The 17,806-nt window shown below is 51.3% G+C and carries 9 protein-coding genes; 5 read left to right on the top strand and 4 right to left on the bottom strand.

The features are described 5' to 3' along the window. Positions 1–21 precede the first annotated feature (21 nt). From ACYVEA_RS11670 to ACYVEA_RS11660, 3 genes are all read left to right on the top strand, one after another. On the top strand, positions 22–1,386 hold the full coding sequence (locus tag ACYVEA_RS11670) for an amidohydrolase family protein (RefSeq protein ID WP_461113600.1): 1,365 nt from the start codon (positions 22–24) through the stop codon (positions 1,384–1,386). A gap of 200 nt (positions 1,387–1,586) precedes the next feature. Beyond that, on the top strand, positions 1,587–1,979 hold the full coding sequence (locus tag ACYVEA_RS11665) for a RidA family protein (RefSeq protein WP_461113599.1): 393 nt from the start codon (positions 1,587–1,589) through the stop codon (positions 1,977–1,979). A 198-nt stretch (positions 1,980–2,177) separates the two neighbouring features. Continuing rightward, on the top strand, positions 2,178–2,945 hold the full coding sequence (locus tag ACYVEA_RS11660) for a carboxypeptidase-like regulatory domain-containing protein (RefSeq protein ID WP_461113598.1): 768 nt from the start codon (positions 2,178–2,180) through the stop codon (positions 2,943–2,945). Between the two features lie 70 nt (positions 2,946–3,015). Here ACYVEA_RS11660 and ACYVEA_RS11655 read toward each other — a convergent pair whose 3' ends face one another. Both ACYVEA_RS11655 and ACYVEA_RS11650 read right to left on the bottom strand, forming a co-directional pair. Next, a complete protein-coding gene (locus ACYVEA_RS11655) occupies positions 3,016–4,410 on the bottom strand; it encodes a glucuronyl esterase domain-containing protein (RefSeq protein ID WP_461113597.1) in 1,395 nt (464 codons plus the stop codon). A 318-nt stretch (positions 4,411–4,728) separates the two neighbouring features. Then, complete coding sequence (locus tag ACYVEA_RS11650) at positions 4,729–7,191, bottom strand: ABC transporter permease (protein WP_461113596.1); 2,463 nt, start codon at positions 7,189–7,191, stop codon at positions 4,729–4,731. A 105-nt stretch (positions 7,192–7,296) separates the two neighbouring features. Between ACYVEA_RS11650 and ACYVEA_RS11645 the strand changes: the two genes are divergently transcribed. Beyond that, complete coding sequence (locus ACYVEA_RS11645; RefSeq protein WP_461113595.1) at positions 7,297–8,565, top strand: hypothetical protein; 1,269 nt, start codon at positions 7,297–7,299, stop codon at positions 8,563–8,565. Between the two features lie 21 nt (positions 8,566–8,586). On the opposite strand, the gene ACYVEA_RS11640 is transcribed toward ACYVEA_RS11645, so the two are convergent. Both ACYVEA_RS11640 and ACYVEA_RS11635 read right to left on the bottom strand, forming a co-directional pair. Further along, entirely contained in the window at positions 8,587–12,069 is a 3,483-nt protein-coding gene (locus ACYVEA_RS11640) for a PVC-type heme-binding CxxCH protein (RefSeq protein WP_461113594.1), read from the bottom strand. Positions 12,070–12,079: 10 nt separating this feature from the next. Next, the gene (locus tag ACYVEA_RS11635; protein ID WP_461113593.1) at positions 12,080–13,333 is read right to left on the bottom strand and encodes a GDSL-type esterase/lipase family protein; all 1,254 of its coding nucleotides are present in this window, start codon (positions 13,331–13,333) and stop codon (positions 12,080–12,082) included. 234 nt (positions 13,334–13,567) lie between these two features. Here ACYVEA_RS11635 and ACYVEA_RS11630 point away from each other — a divergent pair, with 234 nt between their 5' ends. Next, positions 13,568–17,722 (top strand): hybrid sensor histidine kinase/response regulator transcription factor, encoded by a 4,155-nt coding sequence (locus tag ACYVEA_RS11630; protein WP_461113592.1) that lies wholly within the window; start codon positions 13,568–13,570, stop codon positions 17,720–17,722. Positions 17,723–17,806 lie beyond the last annotated feature (84 nt).

Raw genomic sequence — 17,806 nt, 5'->3', positions numbered from 1 at the left:
AGTTAACATTTTAACCATATCATGAAAACAAACAAAGTCCTTTTGAAAGGTGGCTGCGTCGTCACGATGGATGAGCAACGCCATGTCTTTAAACGCGCCGATGTGCTCATCACCGGCGAGCGAATCACGGCGATTCAACCCGATATCGATGCCGATGATTGTGACATAATCGACGCCAGCAACATGATTGTTATGCCTGGTTTTATTGACACCCACCGGCACGTTTGGGAGAGTGTCGTACGAGGCACCGCCGGCGATTATTCACTCATGGACTATCTACAGCATGTGCTGGGACCACTGGCCGCTTCGTTCCGGGCACAGGATGTGTACACAGCTAATTTGCTGGGGTCGCTCGAAGCCCTGGATGCGGGCATTACCACCCTGTTCGACTGGTCGCACATTATGAATACGCCCGACCACGCCGACAGCGCCATTGCGGGGTTGAAAGATTCAGGCATCCGGGCGGTCTTTGGCTACGGCACACCCGGTACGTCGGTTTGGGAATGGTTTTATGAAAGCAACCTGGTGCACCCAACTGATATTGAACGTATCATCCAGCAGCATTTCAGCTCTTCCGATCAGTTGGTTACTCCAGCGATGGCCATTCGAGGGCCGGAATATTCCACCTTTGACGTAGCTGTTCAGGACATAACCCTGGGCCGTCGGCTCAATCTGCCGATTTCAATGCATGCAGGCTGCGGAACATTCGCCGATAAATACCAGGCTGTCCAACACTTGGCTTCGGCGGGTCTGCTGGGGCCGGATTTAAACTTCGCCCACGGCAACTACCTGACTGTTGAGGACTTTAAACAACTCGCCAACAGCGGCTGCTCCGTGTCCATTACGCCCGAAGTTGAAATGCAGATGGGCCTGGGCTTTCCGGCTACGGGCAAGGCTATTGCGGGCGGCTTGGCCCCTTCGCTGGGCGTTGATGTGGTTTCTGGCGTCAGTGGTGAGCTGTTTACCCAAATGCGTATGGCCTTACAAACGGAACGGGCACTGGTCAATGATCAACTGCTACGGGCTGGCGAGATGCCACAAAGCGTATCGCTCACGATGACTGAAGCCTTGACATGGGCGACCATAAACGGAGCCAAAGTCCTGAACCTGGATCGAAAAACGGGCTCATTAGTACCCGGCAAACAAGCGGATTTGATCATGTTGAATACCGATACGTTGAACCTGTCGCCGGTTGGTGATCCCATAGCCGCCATTGTGTCGCAGGCAAATGTCGCCAACGTCGATTCGGTATTTGTGGCCGGAAAAGCTGTCAAACGCCAGGGTCGCCTACTCCATCCGCACCTGGCAAGCGTGCGACAACAGGCCGCTCGTACCTCCAGCTATTTAGTCGAAAAGGCACTAATGGCCAGTTTAGCATCGGTTTAACCAGTCAGTATTGCCCGCGGGAAGACTGCACGGGTCCCGTAGATAGATACCCGCGCGATTCACGGCCCCCTTTCAACAGTTTATTACAGCAATAAACCAGTTTGGGCATTACCTTATTCCACCCATTGCCGCATACACTCAACTTTGACTGAACAAAGCGGCAGTACGTATTCGCAATACTTCTTAAACAACCCATTACAATGAACCTCAAGACAATCAACCCCTGGCAATGGCAGGACAATTTTGGCTACGCACAGGCCGTAGAAATTACACATAATCAGGGCACTTTGTACTGCTCAGGGCAGGCGGCTATGGATGCCGATGGAAACCCCGTTGGCGGTACTATGGCCGAACAAGTACAACTGAGTATCCAGAATCTGGAACAGGTTATTCTACAGGCAGGCTATCAACCCGGCAATATTGTTCGACTGACTATTTACACTACGTCCATACCCGATTTCTTTGCAGCCTACGGCGCCCTGGTTTCCTGGTTTCAGACACATCAGGTAAATCCATCCAGTACGTTGGTTCAGGTTGCCGCGCTGGCCTTTCCAGCCTTAACTGTCGAAATTGAAGCCACAGTGGTACGTTAACATTCATCCTCTTTTTAATTGACAACGCTACGTGGTAAAGCCGAGACGCTATGGTTCATCAAGTAACGTATGTAGGTTCTCGTTAAAAACCATTACGTGATTTGACCATTGATAAGCGACTGGACATAGCCACTGATTACCGACCCAGTGTCAATAAAACGAGTGTCATCCCAATAAACAACAACTCATATAACTCTCATGAAATCAATAAAATACCTCTTTCTAGTAATCAGCCTGATTAGCCTGGCTGCCTGTTCAAAACCAGCTGGTGACTCCATTGCACCGGACCCAGGTTCTCCCGGTTCAGCTCAGGCGGGCTACGTATCCGGCAAAGTGCTTGATGCACAAGGCAAACCCATTAAAGGGGCCGAGATTACGCTCAATAACACGGGTGGTGTGGTGAATAATATCATTGGCTATTCCGACGCGAATGGAAATTATAAGATAAAGCTCAGCACGGGCGGAGGACCTTTGATTGGCTCTTACTACGTTCGGGGCCACGTCACCATTAGCTACCTGAATTACCCGTTTCGTCTGGCACTGTTTGTGGAAGATGATAGCGCCTTTTCACCCGAAGAAGGGGCGGTCAAAAATCTGCGGCTGAGAGTTGCTGGCCCACGGTCAAATTTCGGAGACAGTGGGTACTATGGCGGCACGATTGAAGTAGATAATCATACCAGTAACTCGCGCTTTCCCAACATTGAAGTAACGATGGAGCCAGTTGGTCCGCTGGTGGACGGCAGCGTGGGGGAAACTCAAATAGCCCGGCCGGACTGGCTGTATTCCTACAACGTTCCTGTTGGCCAGTACAAAATCACCGCGCGGGATGTGTCGACCAACAAAGCACTGGCGGTTAAGAATTACTTCTACGACAAAGGGTATCAGGCCTCAACAATGGGCGTCTTCGAACCCATCCTCACCGGTTCAGATCGGTATCAATTAGTCATTCAGGTATCGGACCTATAAGGCATTGGCGGCCAACTCCAATCGCAGGAAGTTGGCCGCCAATAAGCTTAGCTTCGTCCGGAACGTAGCATTATTTAAAATAGCGGTCTGCATACCGTAGGAAAGTTGGCCAGTTGGGCCCTGTTGTGTGCCCACCGCTGTGCTGGCGGAAAGCAATGTCGCCATCAACCAGGGCGGTTTCGATGGGAGGAAACACCAGGGTTCCTAGGTCTTTCTTTCCCAGCAGTTTGTAGACGGGTCCGGCATACGCACCACCTAAAAACATGCCTTTGGCATCGACCCAGTTGCCCTCCACTGTAGGCGAGCCTGAGCTGATAAAGACCGGCCGTGGTGCACAAAGGGCTACCAACTCATGCGCATCGACGGGTAAATCATTCGGGGTCAATGGGCCAGCGTATTTTATAAAATTACCCGCCATCCAATGGTATTCAGCCGAAGATGCTACGTTCTCGACTTGCTCTCCGAATTTACGGCGGTGAATCTTAACCCCACCTTCGCCCGATGAACCCACGAAAGCGATGGCGAAACGGGGTTCATACGCCATCGTGACGATGGTCGCTTTACCGTAACGGGATAATCCTTCGATACCTACTTTTTTGGCATTTACCGCTTTGTCGGTCTCAAGATAATCCATCGCCCTACTGGCCCCCCAGGCCCAGGCTCGCAAAGCGCCCCAATCATCGGGTTTGCGCGGTTGCCCTTTGTTGACCAGCCCAATGATGCCTTTTGTCAAGCCTGCGCCATTATCCGCCTGATAACTGGTCGGATACAGAATCGCATAGCCCCAGCCTTTGGCCAGTAGTTGCTGTTGCCAGGTGGGTTCAGGCCTGGCTGCTTGTGCAGCTGTACCCGACGTAGCGGTTGTTGAGGCTGGCATCCGGAAGCCGGGCGGGAACCGGAAGCCATAACTCATCATAACGGGTACGGCACTGGTCGCATTGGCGGGTGTCGAGAGTGTCAGCTCGATAGCCACGTCGATTGACGGATAGGCCGAATTGTCGACATGACCGACCAGATTTTTGGTGATAACCGGAAAATCGCCGTTCATTTCTTTCGTTTCGCTGACCACTTTCCAAGTAACGTTCGGTACATTCTTTGGAACGCGTCCATACATTTCCTGATCGAAATCTTCGACAATTTCAGGACGTCGTTCTTTCCACCACTGGCTGGCCGTGGTTACTTTCCTGCCGTTTTTCAGCGTTAACGGGTCAGGCAAGCTAGTATAGGGGGTTGCCTGCGCTTCATCGACATTGGCCGCATTAGGCGCACTCGGATTTCCCGACGGACCGGGACGTAGCGAGGTAATATGCAATTGCTCCAGCATCCGGGCATGGTCGTCTGCCGATTGCTTTTGAATAACGGCCTGAGCCGCCATAAACGCCTTTCTCGTCGAATCCTGATCCTGAGCAACAGCCGTCAGACTCGTTATAGCGTACATAATCAGGAGATAACCGGTTATTTTCATATGGCAAACAGTTGAAAGGGGTTGGCATTTATGTCGCTGGTACCACTAACTCGTTGGAGACCCGGTAGAAACAAAGGTAGCCAATGACGAACATTCGTTCCAGCAGCGACGCATTAGCTCTAAAATGCATTGCTGACCCTAATCTAATTAGTAGTAGATTTATTGCTAAAGTTCGCCCGCACTAAGGGGGAGTCTGACGCGGCTTAGTCGCCACCTTCCGTTTATCCTTATTTTTCTAATCCTGCCAGCTTATAGCCAGCCACCTCATCGGCAAAAACAAGGCGCAACCTCACCGTTAATCGTAGCAAAAACCGTTCTCTATTCCTGTCGTATTGAGTTGAGCGGGTTCGTCAACGCGGCTCGTAGCGTTTCATAGCTGACAACAACGGCTGTCAGCAGGAAAACCAGTAAGATGCCGACCAGGAAAACGAATGCGTCGATAGGTACCCGATACGTGAAATCTTCGAGCCACCGGTGCATCGTAAACCAGCCCAGCGGCAGGGCTATCATACAAGCCACGGCCAGCAACTTGAGAAAGGGTGTAAACAGCAGTTGGAGAATCTGGGGCACGGAAGCCCCCATCACTTTGCGGATACCGATCTCTTTGGTACGTCGTTCAGCCAGATACGACGACAGACCGAATAACCCCAGGCAGGCAATCAGAATGGACAGGAGCGAAAACGCGTTGAACAGACCCGACATCCGGTTTTCGCCTTCATACATCCGTCCAAACTCCTCGCTCATAAACCAATGGTCGAAGCCAACACCGGGCAGGACCTGCTTCCACTTTTTCTCGATCTCTGCTATCTTTTCCTGAAACGTACCCATCGGTAGTTTTACATACATAATCCGGTCTTCGGGATCAGGACGGGCGCTGATGGCCAGGGGTGAAATTGTGTGATGGATCGACCGAAAGGGAAAATCGCGGACAATGCCAATTACGGTTCCTTCCTTCTTCTGATTCGGTTGCTCATAAGGCCGCTTGATCGTCAGGCGCATACCCAGCACCTTTTCCAATGGCAACCCCAACGATTTAATTGCACTTTCGTTGAGTAAATAGGCACTGGAATCGGCGGGGTTGTTCCGCATGAATTTGCGACCGGCGAGCAATTCCAGATTAAACGCCTGCGGCAGGTCGAAGTCACCGCGCATACCAGCCCATGAGTACGACTGATTACCCAATTGCGGGAACGTAACGTCGTGATCCAGCGAACCAAAATAATCCTGATTGGGTAAGTGGTTCGCCATCGTGACGACCTCTATCTCAGGATCTTCCAGTATACGCTGTTTCAGGGATCGGTATTTATCCAGCGAAGCCATGCCCGACCATCGAATTGAAAGTAACTGATCGCCACTTCGGCTTAAGGTTGAGTCATGAATAAAATTCATCTGCTTCATCATGATGCCGGTCGAGACAATCAGCAGAATCGTGATCGTGTATTGCAGGACAACCAGCCCTTTCCGAAGCCAGTCGGAACTACGGCTGGTAAATCGGTTATTTTTCAGCACACTAATGGGCAGCAGACCCGATAAATACAGCGCGGGGTAACTGCCCGAAAGCAGCCCAACCAGCAACGTAGTGCCTAACGTAACGCCGATCAGTTTTCCCTGCACCAGATGAGCCAACGTAAAATGCTTGCCCGCCACGACGTTAAACAACGGCAATAGTCCGACGACTAATACCAGCGCAACCCCCAGCGCCAGGAACGTAGTAATCAGCGATTCGCCCAGAAACTGGGCTACCAACTGAAGCCTATTACTCCCCAGCACCTTGCGTAGGCCTATTTCCTTCGCTCGCCGAACGGCGCGGGCCGTTGCTAGGTTCATGTAATTAATACTGGCAATGATTATCACGAGCAGCGCGGTCGACGCAAAAATGTAGAGGTACTTTTTATCGCCAATCCGGCTGTTATTATAACTGGATCGGAGCGCCTGATTGAAATGAACACCGCTTAATGGCATAATAACGGGCTCGATCTGGCGCGTAGGATCTTTGGGAAGATTGGCCTGTACGACCTGATTAAACAATCGACTTATTTTCCCGACGTCGGCCTTTGGCGTTGTGTGCAGATACGTCAGAAACCAACCATTCCCGGCTCCCCAATTCTCCAGCCAGTTTGTATTATTGGCCGTCATCATCGAACGTAGCATGCCGGTGCTGATCAGGTAATCGGGCTGAATGTGCGAATTCGCCGGATAATCGTCCAGTACGCCCGTTACTGTCAGCGGAACGTACTTGTTGTCAGTTGCATAGATGTGACTAATTTCCAGCGTTTTACCAACGGGATTCTGCTCCCCGAAAAACTGTCGGGCAATGGTTGCGCTCAGTACAATTCCATTGGGCTTTTCGAACACCGTTTTAGGATCACCATGCAACAAGGGAAAATAAAAGACCGTATTAAAGTCAGGATTGACCCAAAACGCATTCTCCGATAGTAGAATTTTATCCATTTTTCGATCCCAGAACGAAGCCGGATAGCCCATCGAGATCAATTGCGTTCCGCCAATAATCTCCGAAAAACGGCGTTGAAGTGCTTTCTGCCACGCACCCGCTGCGTAAGCTGACGTTCCTTCTTCGCCATTTATCTTCCGATGCGTCCCCAGTATATAGAGGTTGTCGGAATCGGGGTGAAAGCGATCAAAATCCTGTTCATCGATAATAAACAGATAGATAAGCATTACGCTGGCCAGCCCAATGGCTAAACCCGTAATATTGAGCAGGGTAAACCCTTTCTGACGCCGGAAATTTCGCAGGGCGATGGTGAGGTAGTTTCGTAGCATGACACGGATTTATTGGCGGAAAGAAGTAAACCTAAACCCATCACGTACTACCTTGCAATTCATTTGCCGATCAAGTTTTTTCAAGTTATACCACACTGATTTACAATGATTTCCAATTCGACCGATTTGCTCAGGTGCAAAAAGTTGATTGAACAAAAACTCGACTGGGGATTGAGCGAATCCTGGACAAGTGTCGATTTCGATAATCTCCAGCAACGTATTCAGGAAGAGACAGGGGTTTCACTGAGTGCCAGTACGTTACGCCGGATTTGGGGCCGGGTCGACTACCAGCATTTGCCTAGTACTACGACGTTGAACACATTGGCGCAATTTGCGGGCTACCCCGATTGGCGTACCTTCAGCAAGCCACAGGTACGTAGTGATTTGCCACCTGATGTTGTTGAGCGTTTACCTGCAAAACCGGCTAAATTGCCCATTAACTGGCTGAAAATTAGCGGGATAGCAGGCATTGTTATCGCCATTGTCGTGATCGGCATTGTTGCATTTGACCAGAAGCAGCCTCAACTAAACGTAAACCAGTATAGCTTTAGCAGTAAACCGCTGACCCGCGGCATTCCGAACTCGGTCATTTTTACCTATAATGCCGCAGCCTCCCCTACCGACTCGGTTTACATTCAACAATCGTGGGACCCGCGCTTACGAACCCTGGTGGATAAAAATGGGCAAACGTATACGTCTATTTATTATGAACCCGGCTATTATCGGGCTAAACTGATCATCGGCAAGCAGGTTGTTCAGGAGCACTCCCTGCTGATACCGACCAATGGCTGGCTTGGCACGATTGACACGAAACCGATACCCGTTTACCTCAAGCCATCTGAGTTCATCGGGCAGGGCAGGATGAGATTACCCGTTGCCAGCATTCAGCAGAAAAATGTGCCGTTACAACCCCAGGTCCCCCTGATCAAGTATGTCAATATCGGCAATTTCGATCCCGTTCCGCTAACGGATTTCTCGTTTAGTAGTGCCGTAAAAAACGACTATAGCGAGGGCGCAGCTGCCTGCCAGCAAACCTGGATCGAACTGATAACTGACGATATGCCGATTACGATACCGCTCTCCACGAAGGGCTGTGTATCGGAGTTGATGCTACTCGACGGGACTCATATGATTTCCGGGAAAAAGGCTGATTTATCCCGGTTTGGCGTTGATTTCTCCAACTGGATAAATGTATTCTGTAAGAGTGATGGGCATAAACTCGTTTACTACATCAATGGTGAAGTAGCCTACGAAGCGCCCCTCCCTAAAAATAAGGTATCTATTGTAGGAATTGCCTTCGGCTTTAAGGGGACAGGTGCCGTGAAAGCTATTAAACTACAAAGAAATGATACACTGGTCTTTCGAGCTTTTTAATTCATCCCTCATACACCCATCCTACCGCCCAATGACCAGCCTTGTTTGAGCCGGTGAACTCTCCGCATCCAGGAGCTGAACGGTAAGGGAACCGTCCTTGCGCAAGGTTCTGTCAATGGCCATCGTAATGGAATGAACACCCTGCGAAAAATCGGCCACTACGCCATGATCGGTGAGTTTGAGTGGCTTTGTGCCTGCCCAGGCGCTTAAACCAGCCGTTGAGTTTATGGACAGATTTACATTTCCTTTGCTAACCACTTCGATGTCGAACCGAACGAAGCTATATCGCTTGCCTGCATTTGCGTCAATAACCAGCAGTTCGTCCAGCGGCAAATCACCGGATACTTTGCTGTACGCAGGTTGCCAGGACACCTTTGCGTTATCCTTTACAAGGTAGCCTGGCCCGTCAGTTCCAATTTTATGAGTCAATTCCTTGCTGCCCGAACCGACAGTCCAGCGACGTACAAACCGGGCTGTAGGCACGCGAAACTGCCCTGATTCGCCCAGCTTCGACAGGAAACCAATCAGGTTGACAAATTCCTCTTTGTCTAAGCTGGCAGTCAATCCCGGAGGCATCAGCGAACCGGGCACTTTTTCAATAACCCTGATCTGGCTTTTAGGCAGGGAAACCTCTACCCCACCGACGTCACGTAGTACAATGTCGGATGTGCCGTTACTGACCAGATAACCCATTACTTCACTCCCGTCTTTTTTCGCAACACGCTGAAGTTCAAACCCTTCTTTAATGGATAGATTGGGGTAGAGAACGGACCGGATGATGGTTTCGGCGGGTGAACTCGTTCCGAGGCTACTCAAATCGGGGCCGATACGTCCTCCGGCTCCGCCAATGGCGTGGCATGTAAGACAGGTAAGGCTGCTTCTGCGAAATATACGTTCTCCTTTGACCGGATCGGCGGTTTCTTTGACGGTTTTAGCCAGGCTGCTGATTTCCTGATTTGTTAGTTCCTGAGGCATCTTTTCCGGGAGCAAAACGCCACCGGAGGCCTCCAGTGCCTGCGTCAGCCGCTTGACATCCTCCCCGTTACGTCGATTGTACGGCACGTTGCGCTGCACGATCTGTCGACCTTCCTTGGCCCTGTTTTCCGGTATCTTTCTGGTGGTCAGTTCATCGGCAAGCGCCTGTGTTCCCTGCTTATTGGCTAAAAACGCCTGGAACAGTTCCGATACGTTGATTTGTGCCGGTAACGTGCGCAGGAGATCACCCCCTAGTTTGGCGGCTTCAGACACGTTCACGGCAACCAACTGAGAAGCCGCGGCCAATCGCAGATCAGCCGGATTTTTGGCAGCCGTCATGTCAATCAGAGCCTTTTGAGCCTGGTCCGTATTCAGCGTGGCCAGTGCACCCAGGGCGGCTTTCCGCTTACTCTTGTCCTCTTTTTGGGCCAGCCCGACCAGGGTTCCGTTCTGTTCGTTCAGTCCCCATAAACCAAACAGACGGATAGCGTTTGTGGCGGTAGCCTCGTCTTCGTCGTTACTAAAACGGGTAACTCGGTTCAGATCACCGCCCGGTTTCACCCCTCGCCGGGCGGCTTCTTCCAGCGCACTCAACTGACTGGCCAACCGCTTTGCTGGATTGGTAGTCTCCTGAATGGTTTTATCAAAAATGATTGTCAAATCGGCGGCACTTCCGAACTTAGCTATCGAACCCAGTACGTCTTTCTGGTACTCTTCGGGCACCTGATCCTGTTGATATAACTGAGCCAGCCGGGAAACCGCCGTCGGATTACTCACCGACTTAAGCGCAAACACCGTTTTATTCGCATTGCCCAGAAAGTTGGGTTCGGTCTTCAGGCGCGCCATCCAGAAGGGTTCCAGCTCACGGACGGTCTGCCACAGGGCATAATCCAGAAACTCGTCCATCGGATTGTCCAATACAGTCAGCGCCGTACGGGCAGCCTCAGCCGTTTTTACCTTCCGCAGCGCAATCACTGCTTCCAGGCGCACCTGAGGATGCTTGTCGGCCACCGCTTTTGTCAGCAGACTTGATACGTTAGTTAGCTTAGGATACCACAACTCCAGCGCCCGCAACGCAGCAGCCCGTGCCTGGTGATTCTCGGCGTTCAGCAGTTGCAGGAGAAGGGGTTCGTTCACCACCTCCAGCGTTTGATAGACCCAGAGGGCTTCCAGAAGATGGTGTTCGTAGTCGGCCTCTTTTTTATCCAGATTCTGCACCCATTTCTGAAGTGCCGGGATCACCTCGTTGGCGCCACGGGCTTTCAGCATCTGTTTAGCCTGCGTACGGGTCCAGGTCTCGGGCATTTTCAGGGCGTCAAGGAGTTCGCTGACACTGGCTTTACTTAACGGAGGCTTTTTAACCAACGGGCGATTTTTGGCAACAATCCGCCAGATACGACCATGTTCGTGATCCCGGCGTGGATCATGAAAATCGACTTCCCCATGCTGAATAATGGGATTGTACCAATCGGCGACATAAATAGCGCCATCGGGCCCAACAGAAATATCGACGGGACGAAACGCGACATGATCCGTCCACAACAAGTCTTCAGCCTGCTTGGAGGCATAGCCGCTCCCCTGTTCTTCCAGCTTGAACCGATTGATCCGATTGGCCCGAAAGTCGTTGGTAATGACGCTCCCCTGCCAGGATTCCGGCAGGTGTCGACCCGACACTACGTCCAGCCCGCTGTGTTTTGGCTGTCCCGGATTCAACCCCCGGAGGATGCGGGCGGCACCGGGCGAGGTGAGAAAAGTGGCTCCTGGAAACGCATAATTGATGCCTTCGAAACCGGCACCGTCTGTCAGGAACGATTGTCCCCAGCGATCAAATTGTAGGCCCCAGGGATTGACCAACCCTTTGGCGTAAATATTCAGTTCGAGTTTTTTAGGATTTAACTGCCAGACGCCACCCCCTTCCAGGCGTTTGATACCGGCGGGCGTTTCAACGTGACTGTAGGTGTAGATGGACTGGTTGAAGTAAAGCAGCCCTTCGGGTCCCCACCGAAACGTATGAATGAGGTGATGGGTATCGGCGGTGCCAAACCCGTTTAAAATCCGACGTTTTTTATCGGCCTTGCCATCGCCATCCGTGTCGGCGAAATGCAGGATTTCGGTGGAATTTGCTACGTATACCCCGCCATCACCCGGCAGGATGCCGGTGGGCGTTATCAGACCTTCGGCAAAAATGGTCGATTTATCAGCCTTGCCATCGCCATCGGTATCTTCCAGCACAAAAATCTTGTCGTTTGCCTGCTCGCCCGTCTTCAGGTGCGGGTAGGCCGTACTGCTCACCACCCACAGCCGACCGTCGGCATCCCAGTTCATCTGGATGGGCTTGGCCACCAGCGGTTCAGCCGCAAACAGAGTAACCTCAAATCCATCGGCGACTTTAAAGGACGCCAGTTCACGCTGCACGTCCGGATCAGGATCATCTTTTGCGTTATCCTGATTGACGGAAGATGTGATCAGCAGGATGACCGGAAGGATGATCAGTTTGCGTAGGAACTTCAGCGGCCAGCTAGTTTTCATGACGTTCATTCTACTTGAGAAGGGTAAGTTGATAGACTCTTGCCACGGGCGCTCGGTTTACGGCAATCTGCCCTTCCAGCCATTTGATAAGGATACTTTGTTCTTCAAGCCCTTTCACATGCCGGCCTTGCTCATGGGCACGCATGCCCAGAATATAAGTTGTATTCATTGGTCGATATTGAAAGAAAAACAACTCATTCTTTTTCAAAATCATCTGGCGCAATTCGTGGACCTGCTCAAACGAAGGCCCTTGCCTGATTTCAACGCCTTCTGCCCATTGGTTGGCCGATGCCGTTGCCACCTCCATATTGTCGGCCGTGAGCCGGTAAAATCCTTTTTTCAAACCGCTTATTTTAACGATCTGACCAGGAATTGTCCGTCCGGAATCGGCTATCGGCAGCGGAAGTGGGAGATAGCGTTCGTTAATCGTGAATTTCAGACTGGCCGAATTCGCTCTGGAATCCAGCAGTTTAGCCGGGGCTGTTGCCTCCACGGCGGCTTTGGAAACCGTTATCGCAATCGGCTCAGCTCGTGGCGGCAACCCCAGCCCTTTTTCCAGGATAGTGGCCAGGTAATAATAGCCCGTTTCATTCAGGTGGATACCGTTTTCCGTGAGTGCGCCCTTCCGGCTGATTTCCTGGATCGGTTTGAAGACATCAATAAACCGCTTGCTACGTTCCGAAGCTGTTTTCGCTATCGTGGCCGCATACCGTTCCAGCATGGCGTTCCGTTTTGTCAGGCTTTCAACCGAGTCGGCGGACAGGATCGGAATGGGTGACAACAGGATGGCTTTTGCCCCGAGCTGGTCAATTTTGTCGAGCAGTTTCGTTAATCCTTCTTTAAAAGCGGGAAGACCGGCCTCCCCATCCTGCGCTTCAATGCCCCCATACGCGAGAAAAACAACGGTTGGTTGGGCCTTTGTGAGGTGTTCCATCAGCAACTCGTAGGCGGTGGGTGGGTTTGTAATCGAGCCTCGGGCTACGCCAAAAACATTATCGCCGGTCCAGCCCAGGTTGCGATACGTAACATCCCGATTCGGCCATCGGGTTGTCAGGGCTAACTCCAGATAACCGTACTGAAAATCATTTTCGAACAGCGAATTTCCCAGAAAAACCACCCGATCTCCATTCTTAAGTTCAAAGGAAGAAGTGGGCGATTCCGCAGCAGATTGGGGGGTATTCTGCGCAACGGCCAATCCGTAATAAAGACAAATAAATGCGAATAAGCTATAACTGAGGAGAACTACTACGGTACGCTGTCTCATGCTGGTACTTTTTCCTGAATCAGAACTCACCATCTGAAGGGTATACCAGGGAAAGTTTCAAAAAAACCTGATTTACTCAATCCCCTTCAGTCATAGCGAACATAGCCGTCCATTTGTTTTCAGATCATACCTAAAACCGGTTTAACAGAAAGCCAAAAGCTATTAGACCTAAGTATATTTTCCCCTTAGATAACTTAAAGTATTGATTTAATTATAATTCAACCAGCATTGACCATGCGGTTTTGCACAGCCTACAAATCGCTGACTGCCAGCGCTCTTCAGTTACTATGGTCCCTGATCCTGGGAATAATGGCCGGTTGTTCAAACGGATATGGGCAGGATCGACAGTATCTTTTTGAACACCTGACGCCCGACAATGGCCTGTCGCAAAGCACGGTATTCGCGACGACCAAAGACAAAGCCGGCTTCGTCTGGATCGCTACGCGCGAAGGCCTCAACCGCTATGACGCGCATCGAATTAAAATCTATAAACATCGTCCCGACGAAGCAGGCAGTTTACCGAGCAATGTTGTCTACGCCTTGCTGACGGATCGTAAAGGGAAACTCTGGGTAGGCACCAATGTCGGTCTGGCTGCCTATCAGCCTGAGAAAGACACGTTTGAACCAATCCGGGGCTTAATATCTCGTTCAGGAGTCTCCATACCCACCTCGAACATCACCTGCCTGCTGGAGGACCGGGACGGGAAGATCTGGGTTGGTACGCGCGAAGGGTTAAACGTACTGAATCCAGCCGAGCCTACGCAGATCCATCGGTTCAGTCACCTGGAAGGGGATGCTACTACGTTGCCGCACAGTGAGATACGAGCCTTGTTTGTCGACGCGGACAATACTATCTGGGTCGGCACGTCGCGGGGTTTTGCGCGCGTTGAGCAGCAGAAAAATAATCAGTATCGGTTTGTAACGTATTATCCCGAAACGGCCGATTCACTTTACCAGAATACGGGCAACTGGGTCAATACAATTGCCGAAGACAAAAGCGGGCGACTCTGGATCGGCACCGAGAAAAGTGGTTTGCTGTGTTTCGACAAAAAGCAGGGCCGGTTTCACGCATGGGCTACGCATTACGCGCCAGAACTGGCCAACGAGAGCATCCGGACCATTGCGACCCGTAAAAATGGTGTCTTATGGGTGGGTACTATCAATGGCCTGAACATTATTGACCCGGCGACGAATTCGGTGAAGCTATTAAAGAACAATCCGGCGCAGGCTGGCTCACTCAGCGATAATTCCATCAAGTCAATATACATCGACGCTCTTGGCTCCTACTGGATTGGTACGTTCTATGGCGGTGTTAATACGTATAGCCCGCTCGCCAAACCATTTGGGCATTTGCGGTTGGAAGGCGCTGATCCGCTGCCGTTCAAGATTGCCAGCGCGCTGGTCATGGACAAGGCCAAACGGCTTTGGATTGGCACGGAAGACAATGGCGTATTCCTGACCGACGCCAATCACCGGATTATCCGACATTACTATCAGGACGTCCTAAGCCCGAATTCGCTGAGTAGCAACAAAGTAAAATGCCTGTTGCCAGAAGGTGATCAGGGGTTATGGATTGGGACGCTCAAAGGGCTGAACTACCTCGATTTTCAAAAAAACACGATCACCCATTATCTGCATAAGCCGGGCGACCCTACGTCGTTGCCCGACGACCGGCTCTATGACCTTAAAAAAGACAGTCATGGCCAACTTTGGCTAGCCAGTTACTGGGGAGGATTATGTCGCTTTGACCGGAAATCCCGCACCTTTGAACGACTTATTGATCAGCCGCAAAACAAGACGTCCGTTAATTCAAGCAGCACCTGCCTTTTTGAAGATTCGCAGAAACGTTTCTGGGTGGGGAGTCAATTCGGGCTCCATTGCAAGTTGCCCCAATCAACCGGATTTCGACAGTATATGCACCAGCCCACCGATTCATCTTCGCTCAGTGGTGATTATATTCTCTGTATCTACGAAGATCGTTGTCATCGGATCTGGATTGGCACCCGCGATAATGGGCTGAACCAGTTTATGCCAGACTCCCGAACGTTTCAGCGATTTACGGCAGCCAATGGTTTACCAGGCAACACTGTATTTAGCATTCAGGAAGATGAACAGGGGTTTTTGTGGCTCAGCACCGATAACGGCCTATCGCGGTTCGATCCAAAAGCACGAACCTGCACTAATTACAACCGCTCCGATGGGCTGGTCTGTAAGGAGTTTCTGGCGAACTCCTCCCTGCGCGACGACCAGGGCAATCTCTACTTTGGCGGCTACAATGGCATTGTCGTTTTCAAGCCCGCCAGTATTCAGACCAACACCACGATTCCTTCTCTGGCGTTTACCGAATTGCGGTTGTTCAATCGACCCGTACCAATTGATTCTTCCTCACTGTTATCCCAAAACATCAGCCTCACCAAACGCATTACGTTCGATCATACCCAGAACGTGTTTTCGATCGAATTTGCCGCTCTGAACTTTATCAATCCCGGCAAAAACCGATATGCCTACAAGCTGGCCAATTTTGACGATCACTGGAATTATGTAAATGAGCCTGTTGCTACGTATATGAACCTGAGTGCGGGCGAGTACACATTGCTGGTGAAAGGAGCCAACAATAGTGGGGTCTGGAATCCTGACGTGCTGTCTCTCGCCATTACGGTATTGCCCCCGCCCTGGCGTTCCTGGTGGGCTTACGCCCTATATTTCATAGCATTAGGCACCTTACTTTACATCTGGATGCGCTTCAAGCAGTCGCAGCTTAAACTTGCCCACGAGCTTGAGCTGGAACACCTCGATAAAGTCAGGCAGCAGGAGCTGAACGAAGCGAAACTGAGTTTCTTCGCCGATGTGGCCCACGACATCAGAACCCCGTTAACATTGATTGTCAGTCCCGTAGAGACGTTGATTGATCGATATACGGGTGATACGTTCCTTCAACGCCAGTTAGCCCTCGTTTCGGCCAACACGAATCGGCTGCTGCAGTTGATGAATCAGTTGCTTGATTTTCACAGGCAGGAAACTGGTCAGGTACATATTCACCTGACAGCAGGCGACTTTGTGGAATTTGTCGAAGAAATCACCAATTCGTTTCGCGATTACGCCCTCTCGCGACAGATTGCTCTTGGGTTCGAAGCCAGCCAACGGCCTCTCCCGTTTTCCTTCGACCGCGAGGAATTGGCCAAAGTGCTGACGAATCTGCTGGCTAATGCGGTTAAGTTCACCCCGTCTGGTGGACAAATCAAGGTTCGTGTCGATGAACCGGAAGGAGAGTCGGGAGCGATCGCACTAACCGTTGAAGACAATGGTATCGGCATTTCGGCCACCGAGTTACCCCAAATTTTCACCCGTTTTTATCAGGCTGAAGGCTCGGACCGGAAGCAGACGGGGTTTGGTTTGGGATTAGCCCTGGCCAAAGGCATTGTTGAGCGACATGGGGGCACGATTACCGTCGACAGTCGGGAAGTTACGACGAGCCAGGATGGATTTACGCGTTTTACCATTTCGTTGCCCGTTACCCTCCGGTCCGGGTCGGCTCTTCCGCAGCAGCCGGCCGGTAACGTACCAGTAACATCATTTATCGATGAGGTATCCGTTCCTGACCATTCTGAGACCGATCCGCCGGGATCGGAGAAACGACACGTATTGCTTCTGGTGGAAGACAACGAGGCTATCCGGCTGCATATCAGGAGCCTCTTTTCGGATACCCACACCGTGTTAGAAGCGGCCAATGGGCTACTGGGCTGGGACATTGCCTGCGAACAGTTGCCCGATCTGATCGTGAGCGATGTGGCCATGCCGGGAATAGATGGGCTGGCGTTGACCCACCGCCTGAAAAACGACGAGCGTACCCGCCATATTCCGGTTATTTTGCTGACAGCCAAAGGCGCGTTGAGCCATCAGGTTTCAGGGCTCAGCAGCGGGGCCGATGATTACATTTCCAAGCCATTTCATCCGTCGGTGTTGCGGTTGAAAGTTCAGAACCTTTTGGTATTGCGTGAACGTATCCGCGAAAAATACCGTCGAATCGTTACGTTGGCCCCAACCGAGCAGGCCCTCGACGATCCCGACAGTGTGTTTCTTCAGCGTTTGATGGCAACTCTGGAGCCCAGGCTAGCCGATCCCGATTTCAATGTGTCGACACTGACCGACGAAATTGGGATGAGTCGCCCGGTGCTGTTCCGGAAGGTGAAAATGCTGACGGGCTTATCAGTGGTTGAGTTGATTCGTTCCTTACGAATGAAAAAAGCGCAAAGCCTTCTGAGCCAAAAAGGGATGACCGTAGCCGAAGTGGCGTTCAGCGTTGGCTTCAATGATCCCAAATACTTCAGCAAGCAGTTCCGGAGTGAGTTCGGCAAATCCCCTTCCGAGTACACCGATTCGCTAGTGTAGTCAGGCATCGTTTTTTTGTCCCGTCAGGGGCTCAACAGCGTAGCGTCGGTAGAAATAAGAGTTCGCTATGAAGGCGTGCCGTAG

Source organism: Spirosoma jeollabukense (genome assembly GCF_054777855.1).
This window is presented reverse-complemented; position numbering and strand designations above follow the sequence as displayed.